The 25,536-nt window shown below is 68.6% G+C and carries 25 protein-coding genes and 1 CRISPR repeat array; of the genes, 16 read left to right on the top strand and 9 right to left on the bottom strand.

All coding sequences use genetic code 11. The annotated features are described in order from the left end of the window. Nucleotides 1-85: 85 nt before the first annotated feature. Complete coding sequence (locus tag JG540_RS03045) at nt 86-1,270, bottom strand: GTP-binding protein (RefSeq protein WP_200277081.1); 1,185 nt, start codon at nt 1,268-1,270, stop codon at nt 86-88. Nucleotides 1,271-1,320: 50 nt separating this feature from the next. Between JG540_RS03045 and rpmB the strand changes: the two genes are divergently transcribed. From rpmB to JG540_RS02965, 16 genes are all read left to right on the top strand, one after another. Then, nucleotides 1,321-1,557: a 50S ribosomal protein L28 gene (gene rpmB / locus JG540_RS03040; RefSeq protein WP_200277078.1), complete on the top strand. Its 237-nt coding sequence runs from the start codon at nt 1,321-1,323 to the stop codon at nt 1,555-1,557. Further along, entirely contained in the window at nt 1,557-1,727 is a 171-nt protein-coding gene (rpmG, locus tag JG540_RS03035; RefSeq protein WP_194949242.1) for a 50S ribosomal protein L33, read from the top strand. The genes rpmB and rpmG overlap by 1 nt, the downstream gene beginning before the upstream one ends. Then, the gene (rpsN, locus tag JG540_RS03030; protein ID WP_200277075.1) at nt 1,727-2,032 is read left to right on the top strand and encodes a 30S ribosomal protein S14; all 306 of its coding nucleotides are present in this window, start codon (nt 1,727-1,729) and stop codon (nt 2,030-2,032) included. Before rpmG ends, rpsN begins: the two co-directional genes overlap by 1 nt. Before the next feature lie 35 nt (nt 2,033-2,067). After that, on the top strand, nt 2,068-2,319 hold the full coding sequence (locus tag JG540_RS03025) for a type B 50S ribosomal protein L31 (protein ID WP_200277066.1): 252 nt from the start codon (nt 2,068-2,070) through the stop codon (nt 2,317-2,319). Between the two features lie 91 nt (nt 2,320-2,410). Beyond that, entirely contained in the window at nt 2,411-2,533 is a 123-nt protein-coding gene (gene ykgO, locus JG540_RS03020) for a type B 50S ribosomal protein L36 (RefSeq protein WP_003782012.1), read from the top strand. A gap of 157 nt (nt 2,534-2,690) precedes the next feature. Next, on the top strand, nt 2,691-5,648 hold the full coding sequence (cas3, locus tag JG540_RS03015; RefSeq protein ID WP_200277047.1) for a CRISPR-associated helicase Cas3': 2,958 nt from the start codon (nt 2,691-2,693) through the stop codon (nt 5,646-5,648). Nucleotides 5,649-5,650: 2 nt separating this feature from the next. Continuing rightward, nucleotides 5,651-7,309, top strand: a complete 1,659-nt coding sequence (casA, locus tag JG540_RS03010; protein WP_200277044.1) for a type I-E CRISPR-associated protein Cse1/CasA — start codon at nt 5,651-5,653, stop codon at nt 7,307-7,309. A gap of 86 nt (nt 7,310-7,395) precedes the next feature. Further along, entirely contained in the window at nt 7,396-7,995 is a 600-nt protein-coding gene (casB, locus tag JG540_RS03005) for a type I-E CRISPR-associated protein Cse2/CasB (protein ID WP_234042879.1), read from the top strand. A gap of 1 nt (nt 7,996) precedes the next feature. Continuing rightward, complete coding sequence (gene cas7e, locus JG540_RS03000) at nt 7,997-9,124, top strand: type I-E CRISPR-associated protein Cas7/Cse4/CasC (protein WP_200277038.1); 1,128 nt, start codon at nt 7,997-7,999, stop codon at nt 9,122-9,124. Next, nucleotides 9,124-9,846: a type I-E CRISPR-associated protein Cas5/CasD gene (gene cas5e, locus JG540_RS02995; protein WP_200277035.1), complete on the top strand. Its 723-nt coding sequence runs from the start codon at nt 9,124-9,126 to the stop codon at nt 9,844-9,846. Before cas7e ends, cas5e begins: the two co-directional genes overlap by 1 nt. Further along, nucleotides 9,827-10,504, top strand: a complete 678-nt coding sequence (gene cas6e / locus JG540_RS02990) for a type I-E CRISPR-associated protein Cas6/Cse3/CasE (protein ID WP_200277032.1) — start codon at nt 9,827-9,829, stop codon at nt 10,502-10,504. The genes cas5e and cas6e overlap by 20 nt, the downstream gene beginning before the upstream one ends. Before the next feature lie 4 nt (nt 10,505-10,508). After that, a complete protein-coding gene (gene cas1e, locus JG540_RS02985; RefSeq protein ID WP_200277029.1) occupies nt 10,509-11,447 on the top strand; it encodes a type I-E CRISPR-associated endonuclease Cas1e in 939 nt (312 codons plus the stop codon). Beyond that, nucleotides 11,441-11,839: a type I-E CRISPR-associated endoribonuclease Cas2e gene (gene cas2e / locus JG540_RS02980; RefSeq protein ID WP_200277026.1), complete on the top strand. Its 399-nt coding sequence runs from the start codon at nt 11,441-11,443 to the stop codon at nt 11,837-11,839. The genes cas1e and cas2e overlap by 7 nt, the downstream gene beginning before the upstream one ends. Nucleotides 11,840-11,895: 56 nt before the next feature. Next, a CRISPR array of direct repeats spans nt 11,896-13,753; the repeat unit is 28 nt; unit sequence GTCGACCCCGCACACGCGGGGATTAACC. Nucleotides 13,754-13,830: 77 nt separating this feature from the next. Beyond that, nucleotides 13,831-14,100, top strand: coding sequence for a hypothetical protein (locus JG540_RS02975; protein WP_200277023.1), 270 nt, complete (start codon nt 13,831-13,833; stop codon nt 14,098-14,100). Between the two features lie 618 nt (nt 14,101-14,718). Continuing rightward, the gene (gene purU / locus JG540_RS02970) at nt 14,719-15,585 is read left to right on the top strand and encodes a formyltetrahydrofolate deformylase (RefSeq protein WP_200277020.1); all 867 of its coding nucleotides are present in this window, start codon (nt 14,719-14,721) and stop codon (nt 15,583-15,585) included. A gap of 356 nt (nt 15,586-15,941) precedes the next feature. Continuing rightward, nucleotides 15,942-16,442 carry a beta-class carbonic anhydrase gene (locus JG540_RS02965; protein WP_234042878.1) on the top strand — a complete coding sequence of 167 codons (501 nt, stop codon included), beginning with the start codon at nt 15,942-15,944 and terminating at the stop codon, nt 16,440-16,442. Nucleotides 16,443-16,701: 259 nt separating this feature from the next. Here the strand turns inward: JG540_RS02965 and JG540_RS02960 are convergent, their stop codons facing one another. From JG540_RS02960 to atpA, 8 genes are all read right to left on the bottom strand, one after another. After that, complete coding sequence (locus tag JG540_RS02960; RefSeq protein WP_200277017.1) at nt 16,702-17,934, bottom strand: N-acetylglucosamine-6-phosphate deacetylase; 1,233 nt, start codon at nt 17,932-17,934, stop codon at nt 16,702-16,704. Nucleotides 17,935-18,055: 121 nt separating this feature from the next. Next, on the bottom strand, nt 18,056-19,315 hold the full coding sequence (locus JG540_RS02955; RefSeq protein ID WP_200277014.1) for a DNA glycosylase AlkZ-like family protein: 1,260 nt from the start codon (nt 19,313-19,315) through the stop codon (nt 18,056-18,058). A 97-nt stretch (nt 19,316-19,412) separates the two neighbouring features. Continuing rightward, a complete protein-coding gene (gene nucS, locus JG540_RS02950; RefSeq protein WP_200277010.1) occupies nt 19,413-20,108 on the bottom strand; it encodes an endonuclease NucS in 696 nt (231 codons plus the stop codon). Between the two features lie 541 nt (nt 20,109-20,649). Further along, complete coding sequence (locus tag JG540_RS02945; RefSeq protein ID WP_200278018.1) at nt 20,650-21,054, bottom strand: DUF2550 family protein; 405 nt, start codon at nt 21,052-21,054, stop codon at nt 20,650-20,652. Between the two features lie 5 nt (nt 21,055-21,059). Then, nucleotides 21,060-21,410, bottom strand: a complete 351-nt coding sequence (locus JG540_RS02940; protein WP_200277007.1) for a F0F1 ATP synthase subunit epsilon — start codon at nt 21,408-21,410, stop codon at nt 21,060-21,062. Nucleotides 21,411-21,444: 34 nt separating this feature from the next. Beyond that, complete coding sequence (gene atpD, locus JG540_RS02935) at nt 21,445-22,887, bottom strand: F0F1 ATP synthase subunit beta (RefSeq protein WP_200277004.1); 1,443 nt, start codon at nt 22,885-22,887, stop codon at nt 21,445-21,447. A 48-nt stretch (nt 22,888-22,935) separates the two neighbouring features. Beyond that, the gene (locus JG540_RS02930; RefSeq protein WP_200277001.1) at nt 22,936-23,880 is read right to left on the bottom strand and encodes a F0F1 ATP synthase subunit gamma; all 945 of its coding nucleotides are present in this window, start codon (nt 23,878-23,880) and stop codon (nt 22,936-22,938) included. Nucleotide 23,881: 1 nt separating this feature from the next. Further along, on the bottom strand, nt 23,882-25,513 hold the full coding sequence (atpA, locus tag JG540_RS02925; RefSeq protein ID WP_200276998.1) for a F0F1 ATP synthase subunit alpha: 1,632 nt from the start codon (nt 25,511-25,513) through the stop codon (nt 23,882-23,884). Nucleotides 25,514-25,536 lie beyond the last annotated feature (23 nt).

Genomic DNA, 25,536 nt, shown 5'->3' with positions numbered 1-25,536 from the left:
TCGTAGCGCCCTCGGGCCGGGGGCTCAGGCGCAGCCGAGATCGTCGCCGTGCGGCCAGCCAGCGCAGAGCCCTCGGGCCGGGGGCTCAGGACTGGTGGCCGAGCCAGTCCTCCAGGCCGTCGGCGGCACCGATCCAGGACAGGGCCTCGGCGAGCTCGTCCTCCCGGAGCAGGACGGCGGCGAACGCGGCCTCGACCGCCTGCTTCTGCTCCGGCTCCCCCACCCCGGTGACTACCAGGTGGCAGTGCGGCTCAGTGGCCTCGACGGCGCCCGCCCGCGCCGCCCCTGACGCGGGCAGGGCCAGCGGGGCCTCGGACCAGGCCCCGGCGTCGCCCACGCTCACCGTGCCGCCCACGACCTCCCAGGCGCAGACCCGCCCGGGGCGGCTGGGCAGCCAGAAGCAGCCGCGCGCGCACAGCCCCTGCCCGGCCAGCTCAGCCACCATCTCGCGCAGGCGTCCGGGGTGGAAGGGCAGCCTGGCGCTGAGGTCCAGGGTCCACACGCCGTGGCCGTCCGGGCCGCCCCAGGCCTGGGTGGTGGCGGGGTGGACGCGCCGCAGGGCGGCGTCGGCGTCGTGGTCGGCGCCTAGCAGGCAGCTGAGCAGCGGGGCGTCCAGGCCGGGCAGCAGGAGGGTGTCCAGGGGCCGCAGGTGCTCCACCAGGTCCGCGCCGCTCCCGGCGGAGCCGTGGCCCACGGAGACGATCACGTCGGCGTAGCCGAGGTTGACCAGGTGCACCTCTCCGGCGCAGCGCTGGTCGTGCTCCCCCAGGGCCAGCCCGGCCTCTGCCAGGGGGTGGTGGTCCAGCAGGTCCGCGAGCGCGGACTCGGCGTCGATCAGGTGGGCGACCCCGGCCAGGCGGGCCTGGGCGGGGCCTTGGACTCCCTCTTCCTTCGCCATCTCGGCCAGGTCGCGGGCCAGGCCGGGCACCAGGTGGGGCAGCTCGACGGCGGGCGGCAGCAGCACCACGGTGGTGCCCTGGGGCTCGTCGCGGGCGCGGTCCTCGGCGACGGCCAGCAGGACCTCCCGCAGGGAGCAGGTCAGGCAGTCCGCAGGCATAGGGACGTCCACGACTGCGGGCCCCTCTTCCTTCTCCCCCAGGGCGGCGACCCCGCCGTGGCCCCAGGAGCTGAGCCTCACCAGGCCGTCTTCGGCGTCAGGCAGCAGGGCGGCACGGACCACCAGGCAGTCCTCCCCGGCCAGGGTGAGCTCCAGCAGGTCCAGGAGGGTGGGGTCCACGGCGCTGACGAGCGCGAGGGAGTGACCGGGCATACGCGACCTCCAACTTGTCGTTAATGGGAATCATTATCTATTCTGCCTGCATGACCACCTACTGCCAAGTCACGGGAGCCAAGCCGCTCTACGGCAAGTCCGTCTCCCACTCCCACCGGCGCACCAGCCGCCGCTGGGAGCCCAACCTCCAGCGCAAGCGCTACTGGGTGCCCTCCCTGGGGCGCACCGTGCGCCTGACGGTCAGCGCCAAGGGCATCAAGACCATTGACAAGAGGGGCATCGACGCCGTCGTGGCGGAGATGCTCAAGCGTGGGGAGAAGCTCTGATGCCTCGTTCCAAGAAGGACCTGCGACCGATCATCAAGCTGGTGTCCACGGCGGGCACCGGCTTCACCTACGTGACCCGCAAGAACCGGCGCAACACGCCTGACCGCCTGGTCCTGCGCAAGTTCGACCCGGTGGTGCGCCGCCACGTGGAGTTCAAGGAGTCCCGCTGATGGCCAAGAAGTCCAAGATCGCCCGCGACCAGCAGCGCCGCCTGGTGGTGGCCCGCTACGCCGAGCGCCGTGCCGAGCTGAAGCAGGCCAGTGTCAACCCGCACCTGAGCCAGGAGGAGCGCGAGGCCGCCATGAGGGCGCTGCACGCCCTGCCGCGCGACGCCTCCCCCACCCGCCTGCGCAACCGCGACGTCGTCGACGGGCGCCCGCGCGGCTTCCTGTCCGCCACCGGCACCTCGCGGGTGCGCTTCCGCCAGATGGCGCTGCGCGGCGAGCTGCCCGGCATCGTCAAGTCGTCCTGGTGACGAGCCCCCTGTAAGGACCTGTAAGGAGCAGCCACATGCGTGCTGGGATCCACCCCGACTACCACCCGATCGTCTTCCGCGACAAGAGCGCGGACTTCGCCTTCCTGACCCGTTCCACGATGACCTCTGAGCAGACCATCGAGTGGGAGGACGGCAACACCTACCCGGTCGTAGACGTGGACGTCTCCTCCGCCTCGCACCCGTTCTGGACCGGCAAGGGCCGGATCCTGGACACCGCGGGCCGGGTGGAGAAGTTCGAGCGGCGCTACGGCAAGCGCCAGCGCTGAGCGGGCGCGGCAGCCACAGACCCCAAGCCGTGTGCGCGGGGCTGTCGGCACCGACCTGGACCTGTACGTCCGACCTGCAAGGAGAGCCCCTATGAAGGTTCGCGCCTCGATCCGCTCCCTGGCCAAGCAGCCAGGCAGCAAGGTGGTCCGCCGCCGCGGGCACACCTACGTCATCAACAAGAAGAACCCGCGCCTCAAGGCCCGCCAAGGCTGAGGCCCCGGAAACCGGCCTGTTCCCCGCGCTGCAGCACGCAGTGCGGGGCACAGGCTTTTTGGCAATGGCGGACGGCGCAGGCGGCCAAGCTACCCTCAATTAGCAACGACGTTTCCCGAAGCGTAGCCTGTACCCAGATCTCGACGAAGGAGTCACCGTGCAGCTCTCTGCCTGCGCACGCGCCGTCTGGGCGAAGTCCGGCTACCACCCAGAACGGCGGCAGTGGCTCCCCTTGTGGCTGCACATGCTGGACTCTGCGGCTGTTGCCGGGCACCTGGCCGAGCGCTGGCTGGCCCCTACGGTCAAGGACCTGATCCTACGTGAGCTCAGCACCGCAGACTCCCCGGTAGCCCCTATGGAGGAGTTCCGCCTGCTGGCAACCTGGCTGGCTGGTGTCCACGACATCGGCAAGTGCACCCCCGCCTTCGCCAGCAAGGTCCCTCAACTGGACGACCGTATGGCTGAGGCAGGGCTGCGGCATCCGCACGTGGACCCTTTAGACGGCCGGAGCGCGCCTCATGCCATGGCTGGGCAGCACATCCTAGAGAACTGGCTTACTGACACTCGCGACTGGGGCATTGAATCAGCACAGGCCTTGTCTTCCGTCGTCGGCGCTCATCACGGAATCCCTCCGACAGACGACAGCCTGCAGATCTTGTACGGCCTGCCGCACCTGCTGGGTGAGGGAGTGTGGGAGGACACCCGCGCCGAGCTGCTGGCCCTCGTAACCGAGCGGGTCGGTGCCCAGGCGCTGCTGCCGCACTGGGCAGGGCGCAGGTGGAGCCAGGCCTTCCTGGTGGAGCTCTCCGGCCTGGTGATCGTGGCCGACTGGATCGCCTCCTGCGAGGACTACTTCCCCCTGCTTCCCCTGGACGACCAGGGCGGCACCCTGCTTGACGCCCAGGCGCACGCCGAGCGCGCGGCCTGGGGCCTGCAGCGGTTGGAGGTCCCGGCCCCCTGGCGGCCCCGGGACGATGGCGCTGACGCCTCCGCCCTGCTGACCTCACGCTTCAGCCTGCCTGCGGGCGCCCGAGCCACTGCCGTGCAGGAGCAGGCGGTAGCTGCCGCCCGCCGCATGGAGCTGCCGGGCCTGCTGATGGTCCAGGAGTCCACCGGGGGCGGCAAGACCGAGGCCGCAATGCTGGCAGCGGAGATCATGGCCGCCCGCACGGGCCGCTGCGGCGTCCTGTTCGCCCTGCCCACCCAGGCGACGACGGACGCCATGTTCACCCGAGAGCTGGACTGGCTGGAGCGGGTCGAGCAGTCCTACAGCGACGACGGCGCCCCCTCGACCTTCGCGGTGAGCCTCCAGCACGGGCGGGCCCGGCTGAACCGGGAGGCAGGCCGTCTGCGGCACCAGGGCTGGCAGATCCACGACCGCCTGCTGAACGGCCTGGGCGGTGACGACCCGGCACAGGCCGGCCCCAGGCCCTCGGACATCGGCCGTGACGAGGACGCGGCCCGCGCTGGCGAGGCCACCGAGCGGCGGCGTCGTCAGGCCGACCTGGCGATCCTGGCCTGGTTCAGCGGGCGCAAGAAGGCGATGCTCTCTGACTTCGTGGTGACCACCGTGGACCACCTGCTGTTCGGCGCCATGCGTTCCCCGCACCTGGCCCTGCGGCACCTGGGCCTGTCACGCAAGGTGGTGGTGGTCGACGAGGTGCACTCCTACTCCACCTACATGAACGCCTACCTGGACCGGGTGCTGACCTGGCTGGCCTGCTACGGGGTGCCCGTGGTCCTGCTCTCGGCCACGCTCTCGCAGGCCCGCTCGGCCCAGCTGGCGGACGCCTACCGGCGGGGCCTGGCCCTGGCCGCAGGGCAGAAGCCCCCGAAGACGCCCTCCCCTGAGGCGGTGAGCACGCCTTTTCCCTGCCTGGTGACTGTGGGAGCGGGAGGCACGCAGGTGCGTGAGGCCTCGGCGTCGGGACGCTCCAGCAAGGTCTGGCTGCGACGCCTGGGCAAGGAGCCGGGTCTGCCACAGCTGCTCAAGGAGGCCCTGGTGGAGGGCGGCTGCGCCCTGGTGGTGAGGAACACGGTGCGGCGAGCGCAGGAGACCTATGAGGAGCTGCGGGAGCACTTTGGTGAGGAGGTCAGCCTCAACCACGCTCGTTTCACGGTGGCGGACCGCCAGGCCAAGGACGCCGAGCTGCTGCGGCGCTTTGGTCCCCCACGTTCCCTGCCGCAGCGTCCGCACCGGGCGATCGTGGTGGCCACCCAGGTGGTGGAGCAGTCCCTGGACGTCGACTTTGACCTGCTGGTGACCGACCTGGCCCCGGTGGACCTGGTGCTCCAGCGGATGGGGCGCCTCCACCGGCACGAGCGGCTGCGCCCCGCACGGCTGAGGCTGCCCACCTGCTACGTGGACTGCCTGCCCAACGCTCTCAGTGGGGAGCCGTGGCTGGAGCCGGGTGCGCAGGCGGTCTACGGCGAGCAGGACCTGCTGCTCACGGCTGCCGCCCTGGGACGAGTGCTGGACGGCGCGGGCACCGTGACCACCCCCGACGACGTGCACCAGCTCGTGGAGGCGGTCTACGGGGCGGGGGCGCAGGTGCCCCCGGCCTGGCAGGCCGCCCTGGAGCAGGCCCAGGCCACCGCCGCGCAGGAACGTACGAAGAAGCACAACGCTGCCAGGGGCTTCTTGCTGGAAGAACCCACGCCCGCCAGCAAGTGCTCGGACCTGGTCGGTTGGCTGCACTCAGCCGCCAGCGACGACGAGGAGCGGGGGCGCGCCCAGGTCCGAGACGGTGAGGACAGCCTGGAGGTGATCCTGCTTGAGCGCCGGGTGCTCGGCGGGCAGGAGGAGCTGCGCACGCTGCCCTCCCCCACCGGCCAGCCGGGCCCGGTCCTGCCCGTGGACCGGGTACCCGACCGGGAGCTGGTGCGGGAGCTGGTCATGTCCACGGTGCGGCTGCCCGCCGGGATGACCAAGGGCAGCCAGATGGACCAGGCCATCAACGAGCTTGAGGCTGTCGGAGTTCGTGTCGCAGGTGCCTGGCAGGATGACCGTGACCTGAGAGGACAGCTGTTCCTGCCCCTTGAGCAGGGGCGGGCCGAGCTGATTGGCAAGACCTTGGAGTACAACCCATCTACCGGACTCAAGGAGGTCCGCTGACAATGGCATCCACCTTCAACCTGCTGGACGAGCCCTGGATCCGGGTGACCCGCCTGGACGGCTCGCACGCCGAGCTCTCCCTCCTGGACGTCTTCCAGCAGGCGGAGAGCATCAAGGGCGTCCACGGCGAGATCGCCACACAGGACGTAGCGGTCCTGCGGCTGCTGCTGGCGATCTGCCACCGGGCCATGGAGGGTCCCGAGGACCTGGAGGCATGGGAGGAGTACTGGCATGAGCCAGCCCGTCTGGGACAGGACGCCACCGCCTACCTGGAGCGCTTCCGGGACCGGTTCGACCTCCGGCACCCGGAGCAGCCGTTCTTCCAGGTAGCGGGGATCCACTCAGCCTCTGGCAAGGTCTCTGGCCTGGAGGCGCTGGTCGTTGACGTCCCCAACGGTGAGCCTTTCTTCACCACGCGGGCCACCAAGGGGCTGGCGCGCCTGTCCTGGGCGGAGGCGGCTCGGTGGCTGGTGCACGTGCACGCCTTCGACCCGTCCGGGATCCGTTCTGGCGCGGTCGGAGACCCGGCAGTCAAGGGTGGCAAGGGCTACCCGATCGGGCCCGGCTGGACGGGGCAGATCGGCACGATCGTGGTCCAGGGCACCTCCCTGCTCAGGACCTTGCTCCTCAACACGGTCGCTACCACTGAGGTGTCCGACCTGAAGGAGGTTGACCCGGAGCGCGATCTGCCGCCGTGGGAGCGGACCCCTGACGGTCCGGCAGGTCGTAGCGCGTTGGAGCCCACCGGCCCGGTGGCCTGCTACACCTGGCAGACCCGGCGGGTGCTGCTGCACGGCAGCGACGACGGCGTCACCGGCCTGTTCCTGGGCAACGGGGACAAAGCCACCCCCCAGAACAGGTTCTCGGTGGAGCCGATGTCCGCCTGGCGCTTCTCGGAGCCGCAGACCAAGAAGCTGGGGGCCCCGACCTTCATGCCGCGCAAGCTCCCGACGGACCGGGCCCTGTGGCGGGGGCTGTCCAGCGTAGTCGCCCAGCTGAGCCCCACCCAGTCGGTGAAGGGGGCCGGGGAGGTCACCCGTTTCCGGGCCCCGGCCGTGGTCCTGCAGTACCAGCGGCTCGTGAGAAAGAGGGTAATGGCCCGTACCGGTCTGGTGCCGTTGCACGCGGTGGGGCTGGAGTACGGACCCCAGGAGGCTGTGGTCAGCGAGCTCGTGGACGACGTCCTGGTCCTGCCGGGCGGACTGCTGGACCCTGACAACCAGCCTCTTGCCCTGGTGGTTCGCAAAGCCATGGAGCAGACAGAGCAGGTGGCTGCCTGCCTGCGCAACCTGGCGGCTAACCTGGACCGGGCTCGCGGGGGCAGCCCAGATACCGCCGCGGCATCCCGTGACCGCGCCAGCAGCACCTTCTACCTGGTCATCGACCAGGAGTTTCCTCGCTGGCTGGCATCACTGGCTGAGGCCGACCCGGAGGCCGCCCGGGACGAGTGGCGTGCACGCCTGCGCACAGAGGCGTGGCGGCAGCACGAGGTGCTGGCAGGCGCGGTCCCGGACACCGCCTTCGCCGGCAGGGGGGACGGTAACGGGCGGATGGACGTCAGCCGCGCCCTGTTCTTCTTCCGCCAGGGGCTCAGCAAGGTACTCCCACCGACGTCCCCGAGCAGCAGCACAGACCACGAGCATGAAAGGACGCAGGCATGAGCGCTTTGGAACCTGGTAACCCGCCGCAGGAGGCAGAAGCGCCTCCCCGAAGGCACCTCCGGAGGCTGAAGGAGGTGGGACGCCTGGTGGACGCGCGCATCGGCGGACCCGCCGGGCTCCAGGAGCACTACCTGCGCAACGACTCCCAGGGCCGGGCTGCCCTGGCATCCTTGCGCAAGGCGGCGTCCCTGGCCCCCGGAGAGCTCCCTGAGGTGTGGGCCCTGACCGCGGTGCCGGTTCCGGAGCACGCTAGCGACTCCCCCACCTGGGAGGAGACGGCCGTGCACACGGCGCTGACGCTCTACGCCGTCCACCAGCAGTCCCGCACCCAGGGCATGTTCCTCCCGGGACGGGGCCTGGGGCACGCCGCCCGGGAGCTGATCGGCCCTGCAGGTGAGGAGAACCCTTCAGCCCGGGCACGTTTCAACGCCCTGGTGACCTCTGCTACCACCACCGAGCTGCGCCACCACCTGCGTAGCCTCGTCTCCCAGCTGCGGGCCAGGAGCATCCCCCTGGACCACGCCCTGCTGGCCGACGACCTGGTCGACTTCCAGCGTCCCGGTGGGGCCAGGACCGTCCGGCTGCGGTGGGCCCGCCAGTACGCGCACCTGCCCGCCACTGACGAGGCCGCCCCTGCTGCCACCCCCACCTCTTCCTCCCCAACCACCACAACCTCGGAGAACTGATATGAGCACCTACGTCGACATCCACCTCATCCAGAGCCTGCCGCCCTCCTGCGTCAACCGTGATGACTCCGGCTCCCCCAAGTCCGCGGTCTACGGCGGGGTGCGGCGCCTGCGCGTGTCCAGCCAGTCCTGGAAGCGGGCCACCCGGCTCTACTTCAACGACCTGCTGGACGCCTCGCAGGTGGGCGTCCGCACCAAGCGGGTCGCCGAGCTGCTCGCCCAGAGGATCGCTGCGGACGCCCCCGAGCTGGCCGACTCGGCCTCGGACCTGGCGCAGGAAGTGTTCAAGGCAGCCAAGATCAAGCTCTCGGCGCCGCGTGGCAAGGAGAAAGGCCAGCCGGAGTCCGGCTACCTGCTGTTCCTGTCCACCAGCCAGGTCGCACGCCTGTCCGCCTTGGCTGTCGCGGCCACCCGAGCCGGAGAGAAGCTTGACCCCAAGGAGGTCAAGAAGATCTTCAAGGAGGCGCACGCCGTGGACATCGCGCTGTTCGGGCGCATGGTCGCGGACGACACCGACCTGAACGTGGACGCGGCCTGCCAGGTGGCGCACGCTGTCTCCACGCACGCCGCCGAGAACGAGTACGACTTCTTCACCGCCGTGGACGACGAGAAGAGCCGCTCCGCGGAGGAGGACGCCGGGGCCGGGATGATGGGGACGGTCGAGTTCTCCTCAGCCACCATGTACCGCTACGCGACCGTAAACCTGGACATGCTGGTGGAGAACCTGGGCAGCAGCCAGGCCGCGCTGCGCGCCCTGGAGGTGTTCGTCAAGGGCTTCTGCCTGTCCATGCCCACCGGCAAGCAGAACACCTTTGCTAACCACACCGTGCCTGAGCTGGTGCTGGTCAGTGTCCGTGACGACCAACCGGTCTCTCTGGCCGGGGCCTTCGAGGAGGCTGTGCCCAACAACCTGTCGCAGGGCTACGTGCGCCGCTCCGTCGAGGCCCTCGCGGAGCACAAGCAGAGCATTGAGCAGGCCTACGGGCTCAAGCCGCTGGCCTCGTTCGTGGTGGCGCTCAAGGACTCCCCGGCCGTTGACTCCCTGGGTGCCCGGGTCGCCTTCAGCGACCTGCCTGAGCACCTGCACGAGGTGCTCGCTCCGCGGGTGCCTGGCGAGGAGCAGTCCTGATGCCTGTCCTGCTCATGCAGCTGGCCGGCCCTATGCAGTCCTGGGGCGTACGGTCACGCTTCTCGGTGCGTGGGACCGAGCTGGCGCCATCCAAGAGCGGGATCATCGGCATGCTGGCTGCCGCGCTGGGCAGGCGGCGCACTGACCCGCTTGAGGACCTGCTGACGCTACGTTTCGGGGTGCGCAAGGACCAGCCGGGCACGGTGATACGGGACTTCCACACCGCCCACCACCTGGAGACCGGCAAGGCGATGCCGCTCTCCGACCGCTACTACCTGGCTGACGCAGTGTTCCTGACGGGGATCGAAGGTGACCGTAGTCTGGTGGAGGGGCTGGACCAAGCCCTGCGTAACCCCGCCTTCCCGCTCTACCTGGGCAGGCGTTCCTGCCCACCGGTGCAACCGGTCTCCCTGGGGCTGCGGGAGGTACCGCTGCTAGACGCCTTGACGATGGAGCCCTGGCACGCCTCCCCCTGGTTCCAGCAGAGGCACGGTGGATTCAACGCCGAGCTGCTGGTGGACGAGTGCGCGCAGGCGCAGGCGCCTGAGGGCGGGGAGGTGCACACCTACAGGGACGTGCCTGTCTCCTTCGACCCGCAGCACCGCGAGTACACATTCAGAAACGTGAGGCGACTGCTGGTGCCCTTGGGGGCGCCGCCCCAGGAGCAGCACGATCCCATGTCCGAGCTTGAGGAGGCCTGTCGTGTTCCTGACCAGGATTGAGCTGGACCCGGGCAGACGCCTGGCACGGAAGTACCTGGGCTCGCCGCAGGTGATGCACGCCGTAGTCATGAAGGCCGCTGGCAGCGTGCCCACTGACGGCGCAGGGCGGGTCCTGTGGCGTACCGACCACGGGCCTACGACGTCGTTGTACATGCTCTCGCCGGCTGCGCCTGACTGCCAGCAGATCGTGGCAGAGGCTGGGGTGCTGGGAGGCTCCGCACAGACCCTGGACTATGAGCCTTTCCTCAACCGTCTGGCGGCAGGGCAGGTGTGGGCCTTCCGGCTTACGGCAAACCCCTCTCGGGCAGTGCCACAGGAGCCGGGAGTGCGGGGCAAGAGGCAGGGCCATGTCACGGTGGCCCAGCAGCGCCAGTGGCTCCTGGACCGGGCCGAAAGACTTGGGTTCGAGCTGCTTGGCTCGGCCCCGGACGGGCGTGATGAGCGGATGCTGCGGGTGGTGAGCCGCACCCGTCCTGTGTTCGGGCGTGACAACCCGTTGAGCCAGCAGCGGGACCGGGTGTGTATCAACCAGACAGTGTTTGAAGGTGTTCTGCGGGTGACTGATCCGCAGGTGCTGCGGGTGGCGCTCGTCGGTGGGATCGGCCGGTCCAAGGCGCACGGCTGTGGCTTGATGACACTCGCTAGGCCCAGGAGCTAGTGCCGTGGCCAGGATGCTGCCGGTCCCGGTGACTGCCTTACCCCGGGTCCAGGACCGTATGTCCTTCCTCTACCTGGAGCACTGCGTGGTCCACCGTGAGGACGGTGCCCTCACCGCCCGTGACGACAAGGGTACGATCCGGGTACCGGCAGCCTCCCTGATCGCCGTGTTCCTGGGGCCGGGGACCTCGGTGAGCCACCAGGCCATGAGCCTGCTGGGAGAGTGTGGGACGACTGCTGTCTGGGTCGGGGAGCGGGGTGTGCGCTACTACGCTCACGGACGTTCTCTGGCGACCTCCACGCGTCTCCTGGTGGAGCAGGCGTCACGGGTCTCCTCCCCGCAGAAGCGTCTGCGGGTGGCTAGGGAGATGTACTGCATGCGTTTCGCCGGGGAGGACGTCGAGGGACTGACCATGCAGCAGCTGCGTGGCCGTGAGGGGGCGCGGGTGCGGGAGGTATACCGGGCGTGCTCCCGGAGGACCGGGGTGCCCTGGGTCAGACGGGACTACCGCCCGGACGACTTTGAGTCCTCGGACCCGATCAACCAGGCACTGTCGGCGGCTCACGCCGCACTTTACGGCGTGGTGCACGGGGTGGTAGTCGCTCTGGGCTGCTCCCCTGGGCTGGGCTTCGTGCATACCGGGCACGAGCGTTCCTTCGTGTACGACATCGCGGACCTGTACAAGGCAGAAACCACCATACCGATCGCATTTGACGTGGTTGCCGAAGGCATGGAGGACCTGACCGGGACTACCCGCCGACGGGTGCGGGACCGGGTCTTTGAGCTGCGGGTCATCGAGCGTGCGGTGAAGGACATCCACCGGTTGCTCGGTGCTGATGAGGCTGAGGACCTTACGGTGAACGTGGTCTCGCTGTGGGACTACCAGCGGCAGGTAGTGGCTGGTGGCGCCAACTACGCTGACGAGGAGGCTGGCGGATGGTAGTTCTTGTGCTTTCTGCGGCGCCTGCCTCCTTGCGGGGAGCGCTGACCAGGTGGCTTATGGAGGTCTCCCCGGGAGTGTTCGTCGGGCACCTGTCAGCCCGGGTCCGTACACAGCTGTGGGACCTGGTGGGGGCCTATATTGGTGACGGGCGTGCGCTGCTGATCTGGTCCACGCGTGGCGAGCAGCGGTTCGCCGTGGAGTCTTTGGGGCACGAGAAGGAGCCAGTTGATATGGAGGGTTGTCTGGTGATGCGCACGCCGTACGCCCGCCTCACAGACGGTCAGTCCCCACGGGAGGTGGAGGCAGGGCGGACCGCTCCTGAATCCTGGTCCCTGGCGGCACGACGACGTCGGTACCGCAGCTACGCCGAGCGAGCCCTAGGTCAGCAGTGAAGGAAACTGCCTGAGGTATGATGTCCTCAACGTTGGGATTCCGCCGATCTCCAAGTGTCGACCCCGCACACGCGGGGATTAACCCGTCAAGCCCTATTATGATTACCCTTGGGACTGGTCGACCCCGCACACGCGGGGATTAACCCTGAACGCGATTTGGTGTCGGTGTCACTAGTGTGTCGACCCCGCACACGCGGGGATTAACCTCAATATTTCCAATGTCGTCAGGATTTGACCATGTCGACCCCGCACACGCGGGGATTAACCTTATCCAAGCGGACAGTTGCTTGCGACCCTCTAGTCGACCCCGCACACGCGGGGATTAACCTTGAAATTATTCGCCTTAGAGAACGGGATGTTGGTCGACCCCGCACACGCGGGGATTAACCATGACTGGCTCACCTTCCGCAACCTGGCGATAAGTCGACCCCGCACACGCGGGGATTAACCCATCACACCGTTCACCTATCGCGACGGAATGACGTCGACCCCGCACACGCGGGGATTAACCGAATATTGAGGACCAAATGATTTACCGCAGAGAGTCGACCCCGCACACGCGGGGATTAACCTCGGCCACTCTAGTTGAATGATAGACCCTTGGCGTCGACCCCGCACACGCGGGGATTAACCGTATGCAATTAACCAATGGGTGAGGCACGGCAAGTCGACCCCGCACACGCGGGGATTAACCGGTCCAAAATACGCTCTGCAAGTATGCGCGGCGGTCGACCCCGCACACGCGGGGATTAACCTCTGGTTCCCGCCCGCGCCGTCACCGCCGGGGCGTCGACCCCGCACACGCGGGGATTAACCCGAGGACTACGCTACCGGCGCGGCGGATAGTGTGTCGACCCCGCACACGCGGGGATTAACCTGCGTTTAGTGAGGTGTTCTCTTGACAGTCAGTGTCGACCCCGCACACGCGGGGATTAACCGTCCGCGTATTTGTTGGACCGTTAAAGAATTGAGTCGACCCCGCACACGCGGGGATTAACCTCCAATGGGGGGCCGCCGATTAAATGCACAGAAGTCGACCCCGCACACGCGGGGATTAACCCGCCCGCGCGAATCCCCCCTTCCCCGGGATTCGGTCGACCCCGCACACGCGGGGATTAACCCATGGTCTGCGCCCGCAGGCGAATCCGGTTCCCGTCGACCCCGCACACGCGGGGATTAACCCAATTTTCTTATTCAGGGTAGGCCTGTATTCCTGTCGACCCCGCACACGCGGGGATTAACCGATTGGTGCCAGCGCGTCTACATCGATATTCGTGTCGACCCCGCACACGCGGGGATTAACCCTGTTTAAGCGGGTTATTCCAAGACATTTCACGGTCGACCCCGCACACGCGGGGATTAACCTACCCCAAACTTTATTGACCGATTTCCCTTAGGGTCGACCCCGCACACGCGGGGATTAACCGGCGCGGGCAGGCTAACGCCGGAAAGTACGGGGGTCGACCCCGCACACGCGGGGATTAACCCGCGCCTTCGTGCTTCCAGGCCCCAAATCGTGTGTCGACCCCGCACACGCGGGGATTAACCCGTGATTCACGTACACACTGACGCCGGAGTAGTGTCGACCCCGCACACGCGGGGATTAACCCCGCTAGCCCGTATCGCTTATTAATACGCTCGCGTCGACCCCGCACACGCGGGGATTAACCCTGTTTTTAGGGCTTTGGTCCAGCGGAAATGAGGTCGACCCCGCACACGCGGGGATTAACCCAACAAACACCAATGAAGGTAAGGGAAAACACAGTCGACCCCGCACACGCGGGGATTAACCCCTGCATATTCGTAATCGTGCGGGCGATCGCATGTCGACCCCGCACACGCGGGGATTAACCGGGAATTATTGACCAGGACCTTGCAGGGCCAGTGTCGACCCCGCACACGCGGGGATTAACCACCCTGGGCGGGCCGTCTGGACGGCGTATCCTATTAAGTCAGCCAAGTTCCCCCGAACCCGAAGAAAGGCAAGAGAAGTGGATAAAACAGCAGATGAGGAGTCCCTTGCCGAGCAGCTGGTCGGCTTCGCCTCAGCCCAACGGTTCGCCAACCTCGGCACTACCCGCAGCAGCTTCGAGCACGGAGAGCACGCCTGGGTGATCACCTGCATCCTGAGCCAGACAGCCGAAACTCATGTCACCGTCCCGCAAGACCTACTATCCCAAGCCCGAGCCCTGTACGTCCGCCGCCAGGACTTCGAGGCCCAAGGTGTTAACACCGCCTTGAGCCTCGCGACCACAGCCTGAGAGCCAGCGTCGCCCCCCGCACACGCGGGGATTAACCGTACTACCGCCTAGCGCTCATCGGCTCGGAAAATTCACCCCGGCAGGCGCAAAGAAATCACCCTCGCTCCAGGACACTTTCAAAACCACTCAAGTACCCCCACACCCACCACCCCACACCCCCAGCCAGCCCGATCTCATACTGGACTAACCATATTCAGAGCACGGTTAGCCCCCTGGGCCTCAAAGTCCTGACGCTCGGAGTAAAAGGCCCTGCACGCCGTCAGCAAATAGGGTGGAATATTGACGCCAGTCCCAAAAGCGTGGCTGACAATACATACAACAACCCAGGCGTACTCACCGTGCCCCATATCCACCCTAAGCGTCCCTAGGCGGGGAAGGTCGGAGGAAACTGCGAAGCTCATAAACCGCTTGGCGAGACCCTCCTCACCCATTTTCAGCACCTCTCTTTAGAGCCAGTTCCGGTAAACTGTTTAACAAGCTACGCCGTCTATATGATAGCTCCAGGTTACTCATCATATTCCCGGTCCCCACCTCCGCCGTCCACACGCCAGCTCCGCTCCGGTCCCACTCAGCCACCGCCGATAAGGACGCACCGCCCCCAGCCGCTAGCATCAGCCCATGAGCACAGCCGCTGCCACCACGCCCCAGCACCTGGTCCTCACTCTGTCCTGCCCCGACCGGCCTGGCATCGTCCACGCCGTCACCGGCGCCTTGGCACGCCGCGGGGGCAATATCACCGAGTCGAACCAGTTCGGCGACTCCGAGACCGGACTGTTCTTCATGCGGGTCTCGGTGCTGACCAAGGTGCCGCGCACCGAGCTGGAGGCGGACCTGGCCGAGCTCGCCACCTCCTATGACATGTCCTGGTCCCTGGATGAGGCCGACCGCCCCATGCGCACCCTGCTGATGGTCTCCAAGGAGGGGCACTGCCTGTCTGACCTGCTGTTCCGCGCCTCCAACCAGGGCCTGCCCATCCAGGTGGTGGGGGTGGTCGGCAACCACGAGGACCTGCGCCCGGTGGCGGAGTTCTACGGCGCCACCTTCCACCACGTGCCCGTCACCAAGGACACCAAGGAGGCTGCCGAGCAGCAGCTGCTGGAGCTGGTGGACGCCCTAGGGGTGGAGCTGGTGGTGCTGGCCCGCTACATGCAGATCCTCTCCCCCGCCCTGTGCGAGCGCCTGCGCGGCTCCGTCATCAACATCCACCACTCCTTCCTGCCCAGCTTCAAGGGGGCCAAGCCCTACCACCAGGCGCATGAGCGGGGCGTCAAGCTGATCGGAGCCACCGCCCACTACGTGACGGCGGACCTCGACGAGGGGCCGATCATCGAGCAGGACGTCACCCGGGCTACCCACGCCGACTCCGCCCTGCAGCTCCAGCGCAAGGGCCAGGACGTGGAGCGACGGGTGCTGGCCCAGGCGGTCAAGTGGCACGCCGAGCACCGGGTGCTGCTCAACGGGCAGCGCACCGTCGTCTTCGCCTGAGCCGCCGCTCAATCCCGACGGCGCCCGCACGCGCCCACCCACTCACGCCAGCCCGGCACCTAAGGCCGCCACCTGTGCAGCCTACCTTCACAGCGCTCAGCCTCCCCTCCCCCGGACTGCGGAGGGCACGCCGCCTATGCCCTGATCAAGCGAGACACAACCGGCTCCGCCCGCCGCCTGCGGAGGGCACGCTCGGGACGGCACAGTGATTCCGCAGATAAGGACGGCGCCGCCGTCCTCGCCCCGACCTCTCCCCTCAGATACTGCCCCCTCCCACGCCAGCTCCTCCCACGCTCAGCCCGGATAGGCCACACTGGAACCTGCCCCGCCAGCCCGACCGCGATCGCGAGGAAACCATGCACACCAGCCCCGGCCCGAGCCTCCCCGAGATGCTGACCGCCGCAGGTCGGCACGCGGCCTCCTTTACCCCTGCCACCTGCGACCACGCCCGCGTGGCCGTGGTGGCCTGCATGGACCGCCGCCTGGACCTGATGTCCCTGTTCGGTCTGGAGGCCGGCCAGGCCTACATCATCCGCAACGCCGGCGGCCTGGTGACCGACGACGTGCGTCGCTCCCTGGCCATCGCCCAGCGGCTTCTTGGGGTGGAGGAGATTGTGCTGGTACGCCACACCGGCTGCGGGATGCTGGGCCTGGCCGACGACGTCCTTCTGGACGGCCTGGAGCAGGAGACCGGGGCCCGGCCCACCTGGCGGCCCGGCGGATTCCCGGACCTGGAGGCCCAACTGGGCAGGTGCCTGCGCGCCCTCGCCCAGGACCCGCATATTCCAGCCGGGGTCGCAGCCCGCGGCTTCGTCTACGACCTCGCCACCGGCCAGCTGCACGAGGTCCACCGCTAGACCAGGCCGCCTGCCAGCCGGTTCACAGCCTGCCGCCCACCACGGGACCCGCCAGCGCGACGACGTCCCCCAGGAAGCTGCTGGCAGCGTCGAGCCTGTGCCAGCCCCCACGCAGGCGCACGATGCCCCCTACCAGGCCACACCCACCAAGGCACCCGTCCTCCAGGTCTCACCGGTGGTGTCAACCCGTGCCAGGCCCCACCGACGCGACGGCGCCCAGCAGCCGCAGCCACCGGGCGCCGTCGACCATACTGGCCGCTCAGGCCACCTTCTCGCCCTTGCGGAAGACACTCACCGGCCGGAGCTCGGCGTCAGTAACCACCACGTCAGCCCACATGCCCGCCTCCAGGGCGCCGATGCTGTCGTCCCCCAGCACCTCCGCACCCTGGCAGGAGGCCGCGAACACGGCGTCAACCAGGTCAACCCCGCCCTTCCAGGTGGTGCGCACCACGTCAAGCAGGTGGGCGGTCCCCCCGGCGATCGAGTCCTTGCCGGACAGGCGCGCCACCCCGTCCTTGACGGTGACCGCCTGCGGGCCCAGCACGTAGTCGCCGTCCGGCATGCCCGCGGCCGCCATGGCGTCGGTGACCAGGATGACGTTCTCCCGCCCCAGGGTCTCGAACATGTCCAGCACGATGGCGGGGTTCAGGTGCACGCCGTCGCCGATCATCTCCAGGATGCAGTCGCCGTTGACGGCCGCCGCCAGGAACTCCGGCACCGGGCCCGGGGCACGGTGGTGCATGGGCCGCATACCGTTGAACAGGTGGGTGGCGGTGGAGCGGGGCGAGCGCACCGGCAGGCCCTTCTCCAGGCGCTCCCCGATCCGGGCCGAGGCGTCCGCCAGGCCCGCGCGCACCGGGGCGGCCTCCGAGTCGGTGTGCCCGAATGAGGGCAGCGCCCCACCCTCCACCAGCGCCCGCACCACGCCGTCCTCCCCCGTGATATTCGGCTTCTCCGGGGCGATGGTCATGGTGACGACGTGCCCACGGCCCAGCTCGATCAGCTCACGGGTCAGCGCCGCGTCCGGGTCAATGATGTAGGTGGGGTCCTGGGCGCCGCAGCGCTCCACGGAGACGAAAGGGCCCTCAAAGTGGATACCCGCCAGCTCCCCGGCCTCACACAGCTCCGCCAGCACCTTGGTGCGCTCCTTGAGCACCTCCGGGGCGGCGGTCACGCAGGAGGCCACCAGGGAGGTGGTCCCGTGACGGCGGTGCTCCAGGACCGAGACCATAGCCTGCTCGGTGGTCTGCGCGTTGGGGAAGGACTCGCCACCGCCCCCGTGGCAGTGGACGTCCACGAGGCCGGGCAGCAGGTAACCGTCGGCAGGGGCGGACTCGGCGGCGGCCAGGGCCTCCCCCCAGCCGGCCTTGGTGGCCTCCTCAGCAGGACCGACCCACACGATGTGGCGCTCGGCCAGGACGACGACGCCGTCCTCAATAATCTGGAATGGTGTGACGACTCGCCCGCGCAGGGCAGAAGCAGCGTTGCTCATACCCGGATTCTAACGCGGAGGTCAGACCTCTACCGTCCCGGCTGGGCAGCTGCGCCCCCCGGTCCGCTACCTGCCCCGACAGCCACCCGCTCGGCGGCGCCCACCGCCCGCGCCCAGGCTCTCAGGACCTCAGGCGCTCTTCCATCCTGGCCACCACCCGCTCCACGTCACGCTCCAGGCGGGCCGAGCGGCGCACGCCCGGGGCCCACTCCAGCCCCCGGCCCGTGGAACGCACCGCCACCAGGCGGCCCCGGTCCACCAGGAAAGGCAGGAACATGCCGTTCCTGCCCGGGCAGATCAGCTGCTCACCGGCCTCGTCCGTAAGCGGCCTACGGTCCTTGTAGCCCACGTGCAGCTCGTCAAAGGCACCGATGAACAAGGTGCGCTCCGCGTCCTTCCTGCTGGACTCCAGCAGGTCAGGCAGGTCGGCGCGCAGGTAGAGCAGGTCGGCGGACGCGCTGCCCGCTGGCAGGCCCTCACCCGGCGCCAGCAGACGCAGCCGCTCCCCACCCGGCTCCAGCAGCGCCCGGGCCAGCGGCACCCGCCCCTGCGCCGGGTCCACCACGAAACCGCTAGCCGTGGACAGCTCTACGGCGTCCTCCAGCGCGCGGCGGGACTCCCCCACCGGCAGGGTGGTCCAGCGTGCCAGGTCAGCGGACGAGACCGGGCCGTGACTGGTGGCGTAGCGGCGGGCGATCTCCGCCAGGGCGTCACGGTGCCCGGGTGTGCCCTTGGCCCCTCCCCCAGCGCCCCCGGGCCCCGTGGAAGCGTCCGGCAGGCCACGGACGTCAACCACCAGGTGCTCGTTGCCCAGCCGGGGCCCCTGCGCGAGCACCCCACGCACCTGCAGGTGCAGCAGCACGTGACGGCGTCGGTAGGGGCTCACGTCCTGCCCCTTGAAGGAGTCCAGCAGGCCCTCCTGCTCCCAGGCCTCCAGCAGCACGGAGCGCTTCAGGGGCCCCTGCTCACGCAGCAGCTCCAGCGCCACCTCCTGGGCGCGCCCCAGCAGGCGGTCGTCGACGCCGTAGTCCCGCTCAGAGCCGCGGGCCCAGGAGTCCATGCGGTGCATCAGGGCCACACGCAGCCAGTGGTGGTCCTCCGCCGTCGTGATGTGCACGGTGCCGCGCATGGGCCAGGAGCGCACCAGCGCGCCGCTGGCGAAGCACTCGTCCACCTGGCTGCGGCCCTCCGCCTCCGTGCGGGCCAGCAGCGCGTGCGGCACCGCCGAGACCTGCTGCCCCTGGATGGCCAGCTCCCGGCGCACCGCCTGTACCGGGTCGGCGGCGCGCGTGGCCGGGACCAGCCCGTGGGCGATCACCCGCATCAAGGAGATGTCGCGCAGGGCGCGGGGGCCAGGTACCAGGGTCGTGTTAGCAGACATGCCTTGATGCTAGAGGAACCGGTGCCGCCGCCTACCCGCGGCGCCGTCGGCCTGGCCAGCCCACCGGGCAGGTACCTGCGGCAGCCGGCGGGGCGGTTCAGAACAGGCGGGACTCGGGGTCATCCACCCCGCGCATGGCGTCGTAGTCCAGGAGCACGCAGCGGATGCCCCGGTCCTGGGCCAGGACCCGGGCCTGCGGCTTGATGGACTGGGCCGCGAAGACGCCCTGCACCGGGGTCAGCAGCGGGTCGCGGTCCAGCAGCTCCAGGTAGCGGCTGAGCTGCTCGACGCCGTCGATGCCCCCTACGCGCTTGATCTCCACGGCAACGCTGGCCCCGGACTCGTCCTTGGCCAGGATGTCCACCGGCCCGATCGCGGTGGGGTACTCGCGGCGCACCAGCCGGTAGCCGGGCCCCAACAGGCTGATCTGCTCCGCCAGGAGCTCCTGCAGATGGGCCTCCACCCCGTCCTTCATGAGCCCGGGGTCCACGCCCAGGTCAGCGGTGGTCTCCGAGTGGATCTCATACAGGCAGATGCGTAGGCGGTCGTCGGACTTGTCGGCCCTCACATCCCAAACGGCGGCCACGCCGTCGGAGCTCTCCTGGCTGTCCGGCTCCAGCTCCCGCATGGTCGCGGGCGGGCTCATCCAGTTCAGGGGCTTGTAGGAGCCGCCGTCGGAGTGGACGAGCACCGAGCCGTCCGCCTTGACCATGATGACCCGGTCGGCGCGGGGCAGGTGGGCGTCCAGGCGCCCGGAGTAGTCCACAGAGCAGGAGGCAATCACGACACGCACCGTCGCAGCCTACCCGCTCCCCCTCCTCTCGCGAGACCGGGACATATGGCTCACGAGTTCGGTAAGGGTGACCTAAGTTGTGGTGGTCGGAGCGTTCAGAGCACTGAAACCAGGCCGCCGCCTCGAGGAAGAACAGGCAGAACGCCCCATGCTGTACACACGGGACGAGGTCTACCGGTTCCATCACCGGGATCTTTCCTTGAAATCACGCGATTCCAGTCGCTACAGACCTCCTCCCGACCGCCACCTCCACCCCCGTTAGACATGCAGCGGCGACCTCGAGTCGCACACAACGCCGTCGTCGTAACCTCACCGGGTAGCAGAAGTGCTGGAACATCAACGGTCTGCCAGAGAATCAGCCATCCCGTGCATGCACACCAATGCATCCAAGCCACTCAGGGAGACTCCCAGTCCTGCCCGCCCCACCGCTCAGCGCGGCAACCACATCCCACGCACGCCCGGCAAACCACCCCAGTTATCCACAACTAAGGCAGCCCTAACCGAACTCGCGGTACATATGTCCCGGTCTCGCGAAACGGGGCTAGAAGAGCTCGGACTGCTTGGGGGCGGCGGACTCCATCCAGGAGACCAGGGCGTGGTAGGACTCCGCCGGCATCGCCAGGTTCACGTGCTCGCCCCGGTAGGTGCAGGTCACGTCCACCACCCGGCCGCTGACGGAACGCGGGTGCACCGCCACGATCTCCAGGTCCTCACGCTTGAACCGGTACCGGGGACGCAGGCTGATGGACACCAGCCGGTGCCAGAGAAGCTCCTCGCCGCCAAAGCTCCCGATCCCCGAGTACCAGCCCCCCTTGCCAGGCCGGGACAGCCCGCACTCAAAGGAGCCCACCCGGCTGGCCAGCAGCCGCAACCGCCACAGGAAGACCAGGGAGGCCAGCAGCACCAGAACGGCCAGCACAACCGCCCAGCTCCAGCCCCCCACCATCACGATCAGTCCTCTAGCCCCTGCGCGGACAGCGGCATCAGCACCTGGGCCTCCGCCAGCAGCTCCTCGGCCCCGATCACCTCGGCAGCCTGGGCCTCCTCACCGGAGAGGTCAGCCGCCACGGTCACGGCGTCGTGGTCCACCGAGCAGAACCCGCCGTTGACCACCAGCGTGACCTCAGCCGCGCCGTCGACCGGCTTGATGCGCACCTTGCCGCGCCCCAGCAGGGCCAGCACCGGCGAACGGCCGGGCAGCACCCCCATCTCTCCGTCCAGCAGCGGCACGGAGACACGCTCCGCCTGCCCGGCCCAGGAGCCTGCCCCGCTGCGCGAGACCACCTCGACGCTCAGTGCCATGCACGCACCTCCTTCTCGCCTGCGCCCAGAGCCATCAGGACTTCATCATCTCAGCGGCCTTGCGCTCCAGGTCCTCAATGCCACCGATGTTGAAGAAGGCCTGCTCGGGGTAGGCGTCGTAGACGCCGTCACAGATCCGCTTGAAGGCCTCAATGGTCTCAGCCAGCGGCACCGTGGAGCCAGGCACGCCCGTGAACTTCTCGGCCATATAGGTGTTCTGGCTCAGGAACTGCTCGATACGCCGGGCCCGAGCCACCGTGACCTTGTCCTCCTCGGAGAGCTCGTCCACGCCCAGGATCGCGATGATGTCCTGCAGCTCCTTGTTCTTCTGCAGGATCGACTTCACCCGGGTGGCGACGTCGTAGTGCTCCTGACCCACGTACTGGGGCGCCAGCAGGCGAGAGGTGGAGGCCAGCGGGTCCACGGCCGGGTAGATACCGCGAGAGGCGATCTCACGGCTGAGCTCGGTGGTGGCGTCCAGGTGGGCGAAGGTGGTGGCCGGGGCCGGGTCGGTGTAGTCGTCGGCGGGCACGTAGATGGCCTGCAGCGAGGTGATGGAGTGGCCCCCGGCGGAGGTGATGCGCTCCTGGAGCTGGCCCATCTCGTCGGCCAGGTTGGGCTGGTAGCCGACGGCGGAGGGCATGCGGCCCAGCAGCGTGGAGACCTCGGAGCCCGCCTGGGTGAAGCGGAAGATGTTGTCGATGAACAGCAGCACGTCCTGGTGCTGCACGTCACGGAAGTACTCGGCCATGGTCAGGGCGGACAGGGCCACGCGCAGACGGGTGCCCGGCGGCTCGTCCATCTGGCCGAAGACCAGGGCCGTCTTGTCAAAGACGCCAGCCTCCTCCATCTCGACGATCAGGTCGTTGCCCTCACGGGTGCGCTCGCCCACGCCCGCGAACACGGACACGCCGCCGTGGTCCTGGGCCACGCGCTGGATCATCTCCTGGATCAGCACGGTCTTGCCCACGCCAGCGCCCCCGAACAGACCGATCTTGCCGCCCTGGATGTAGGGGGTGAGCAGGTCGATGACCTTGATGCCGGTCTCGAACATCTGCTCCTTGGACTCCAGCTCGTCGAAGGCCGGGGGCTGACGGTGGATGGGCCAGCGCTCCTTGACCTCCAGGGTCTCGCCCGGGGCCAGGTTGAGCGGCTCACCGGTGACGTTGAAGACGTGGCCCTTGGTCACGTCTCCCACCGGCACGGAGATGGGGGCGCCGGTGTCGCGGACCACGGCCCCACGTACCAGGCCGTCCGTGGGCTTCAGGGCGATGGCGCGCACGATGTTGTCACCCAGGTGCTGGGCGACCTCCAGGGTCATCTCGGTGCTGCCCTCGCCCTCGCCGGTGAGCTCCACGGTGGTCTTGAGGGCGTTGTACATGGCTGGGATCGCGTCCGGCGGGAACTCGATGTCCACGACAGGACCGATGATCCGGGTGATGCGCCCGGTGGAGGTGGTTGGGGTGGTGTCAGTCATGGTTGGTTCTTTCGGTGCGTGCGGTGGCGGCGGCTTGGGCGTCTGGTCTCAGCCCACGCCCAGGGCGTCTGCCCCAGAGACGATCTCCGTGATCTCCTGGGTGATCTCGCCCTGGCGCGCGGCGTTGGCCAGACGGGTGTAGTTCCTGATGAGCTCCTGGGCGTTGTCCGTGGCCGTGTGCATGGCCTGCTGGCGGCTGGCCAGCTCGGAGGCGGCGGACTGCAGGAGGGCGTTGCGGATGCGGGAGGCCACGTAGCGGGGCAGCAGGGCGCCCAGCACGGCCTCGGCGGAGGGCTCGAACTCGTAGAGCGGCTGCGCGCCGGAGAGCTCGGGCAGCTCGGCCTCCCGCCCGGCGGCGATGTCCTCCCGGTTGAGCTCTCCGGGCCCGTCGACGTCGACGACGGTCAGCGGGAGCATGCGGCGCACCTCAGGCACCTGCGAGACCATCGACTTGAAGCGGGTGAAGACGATGTGTACCTCAGCCACTCCCCCGGCCTCGGGGGGCGAGAGGAAGTAGTCGAGCAGCAGCGCGGAGACCTCGTCGATCACCTGGTCGGAGGGGCGGTCGGACTCCCCCACCCAGGAGAACTCCACCGGGCGCTCCCGGAAGGAGTAGAAGGCCTGGGCCCGGCGTCCGAAGGTGAACAGCACCGGCTCGCGCCCCTGCTCCACCAGCTTCTCCAGGAGCCGCTCGGACTCGCGCAGGATGGAGGCGGAGTAGGCCCCGGCCATGCCCCGGTCGGAGGTGACCACCAGGACCGCCACCCGGTTGGTGTCGGTGCGCTCCTGGGTGATTGGGTGCTCCAGGTGCGAGTAGGTGCCGACGGCGGCCACCGCCTGGGTCAGGGCGTGGTCGTAGGGCGAGGCGCCCTGGGCCTTGTTCCGCGCCTGCCCGATGCGGGACGCAGCGATAAGCTCCATCGCCCGGAAGACCTTCTGCAAGGTCGCCGTGGAACGGATGCGCTGCTTGTAGACGCGCTGCTTACCTGACACGTCAGCCCCTCTTGAGGACGATCTGCTCGCTCGTGTGCTCGGCCTCGGGCTCGCCGTCGTCGGCGGCGACCTGGGCGCCGAGCATACGGCCACCGGCCAGGTAGCTGGTGCGGAAGGCCTCGACGTCGGCGCGCAGCCGGGCCTCGGTCTCCTCCGCGAGCCTGCCGGTCTCCCGGATGGTGGCGAGCACGGTGGAGTTGCGGCGCAGGTGGTCCAGCAGGGCCGTCTCGAAGGGCAGCACCTCCGCGACCTCCAGGTCGTCCAGGTAGCCGTTGGTGCCGGTCCAGACGCTGGCGACCTGCTCCTCCACCGGGTAGGGGGTGAACTGCGGCTGCTTGAGCAGCTCCATGAGGCGCTCACCGCGGGTGAGCTGCTGGCGGGTGGCGGCGTCCAGGTCCGAGGCGAACATCGCGAAGGCCTGCATGGAGCGGTACTGGGCCAGGGTGATCTTCAGCGTGCCAGCCACCTGCTTCATGGCCTTGACCTGGGCGGCACCGCCCACGCGGGACACGGAGATACCGACGTCGACGGCGGGGCGCTGGTCGGCGTTGAACAGGTCGGACTGCAGGAAGATCTGCCCGTCGGTGATGGAGATGACGTTGGTGGGGATGTAGGCGGAGACGTCGTTGGCCTTGGTCTCGATGATGGGCAGGCCGGTCATGGACCCGGCCCCCAGCTCGTCGGAGAGCTTGGCGCAGCGCTCCAGGAGGCGGGAGTGCAGGTAGAAGACGTCACCAGGGTAGGCCTCACGGCCCGGCGGACGGCGCAGCAGCAGGGAGACGGCGCGGTAGGCCTCGGCCTGCTTGGACAGGTCGTCAAAGACGATCAGCACGTGCTTGCCCGCGTACATCCAGTGCTGGCCGATGGCGGAGCCGGTGTAGGGGGACAGGTACTTGAAGCCGGCGGGGTCTGAGGCCGGGGAGGCCACGATGGTGGTGTACTCCAGGGCTCCGGCCTCCTCCAGGGCCCGGCGCACGGAGGCGATGGTGGAGCCCTTCTGGCCGGTGGCGACGTAGATGCAGCGCACCTGCTGCTGGGGGTCGCCGGTCTCCCAGGCGGCCCGCTGGTTGAGGATGGTGTCCAGGGCGATGGCGGTCTTGCCGGTCTTGCGGTCACCGATGATGAGCTGGCGCTGGCCGCGGCCCACCGGGATCATCGAGTCGATGGCCTTCAGGCCGGTCTGCAGGGGCTCGTGCACCGACTTGCGCATCATGACCCCGGGGGCCTGGAGCTCCAGGGCGCGCCGTCCCTCGGAGGCGATGGGGCCCAGCCCGTCGACGGGCCGGCCCAGCGGGTCCACGACGCGACCCAGGTAGCCGTCGCCCACGGGCACGGAGAGAACCTCACCGGTGCGGCGGACCGTCTGCCCCTCCTCGATGCCGTCAAAGCTGCCCAGGACGACCACGCCGATCTGGCGCTCGTCCAGGTTCATGGCCAGGCCCGCGGTGCCGTCCTCGAAGGTGAGGATCTCGTTGGCCATGGAGCCGGGCAGCCCCTCAACGTGGGCGATGCCGTCAGCGGCGAAGACGACGTGGCCGACCTCCTCGGCGGCTACCTTGGCGGGCTCGTAGGAGTCGACGAACTCATCCAGGGCGGAGCGGATGTCCTCCGGCCTGATGGTCAGCTCAGCCATGTCTGTTTCCTTCTCGTGGGTCC

This window comes from Actinomyces weissii, assembly GCF_016598775.1.
GTDB classification, from domain to species: Bacteria; Actinomycetota; Actinomycetes; order Actinomycetales; family Actinomycetaceae; genus Actinomyces; species Actinomyces weissii.
This window is presented reverse-complemented; position numbering and strand designations above follow the sequence as displayed.

Coding starts and splice junctions, on each gene's coding strand:
- rpmB (WP_200277078.1), top strand. CDS start 1,321: ATGACCACCTACTGCCAAGTCACGGGAGCCAAGCCGCTCTACGGCAAG.
- casA (WP_200277044.1), top strand. CDS start 5,651: ATGGCATCCACCTTCAACCTGCTGGACGAGCCCTGGATCCGGGTGACC.
- ykgO (WP_003782012.1), top strand. CDS start 2,411: ATGAAGGTTCGCGCCTCGATCCGCTCCCTGGCCAAGCAGCCAGGCAGC.
- cas2e (WP_200277026.1), top strand. CDS start 11,441: ATGGTAGTTCTTGTGCTTTCTGCGGCGCCTGCCTCCTTGCGGGGAGCG.
- rpsN (WP_200277075.1), top strand. CDS start 1,727: ATGGCCAAGAAGTCCAAGATCGCCCGCGACCAGCAGCGCCGCCTGGTG.
- JG540_RS02945 (WP_200278018.1), bottom strand. CDS start 21,054: ATGGTGGGGGGCTGGAGCTGGGCGGTTGTGCTGGCCGTTCTGGTGCTG.
- JG540_RS03025 (WP_200277066.1), top strand. CDS start 2,068: ATGCGTGCTGGGATCCACCCCGACTACCACCCGATCGTCTTCCGCGAC.
- JG540_RS02960 (WP_200277017.1), bottom strand. CDS start 17,934: ATGAGCAACGCTGCTTCTGCCCTGCGCGGGCGAGTCGTCACACCATTC.
- atpA (WP_200276998.1), bottom strand. CDS start 25,513: ATGGCTGAGCTGACCATCAGGCCGGAGGACATCCGCTCCGCCCTGGAT.
- JG540_RS02965 (WP_234042878.1), top strand. CDS start 15,942: ATGCACACCAGCCCCGGCCCGAGCCTCCCCGAGATGCTGACCGCCGCA.
- JG540_RS02955 (WP_200277014.1), bottom strand. CDS start 19,315: ATGTCTGCTAACACGACCCTGGTACCTGGCCCCCGCGCCCTGCGCGAC.
- cas7e (WP_200277038.1), top strand. CDS start 7,997: ATGAGCACCTACGTCGACATCCACCTCATCCAGAGCCTGCCGCCCTCC.
- rpmG (WP_194949242.1), top strand. CDS start 1,557: ATGCCTCGTTCCAAGAAGGACCTGCGACCGATCATCAAGCTGGTGTCC.
- atpD (WP_200277004.1), bottom strand. CDS start 22,887: ATGACTGACACCACCCCAACCACCTCCACCGGGCGCATCACCCGGATC.
- JG540_RS02940 (WP_200277007.1), bottom strand. CDS start 21,410: ATGGCACTGAGCGTCGAGGTGGTCTCGCGCAGCGGGGCAGGCTCCTGG.
- JG540_RS03045 (WP_200277081.1), bottom strand. CDS start 1,270: ATGCCCGGTCACTCCCTCGCGCTCGTCAGCGCCGTGGACCCCACCCTC.
- purU (WP_200277020.1), top strand. CDS start 14,719: ATGAGCACAGCCGCTGCCACCACGCCCCAGCACCTGGTCCTCACTCTG.
- cas5e (WP_200277035.1), top strand. CDS start 9,124: ATGCCTGTCCTGCTCATGCAGCTGGCCGGCCCTATGCAGTCCTGGGGC.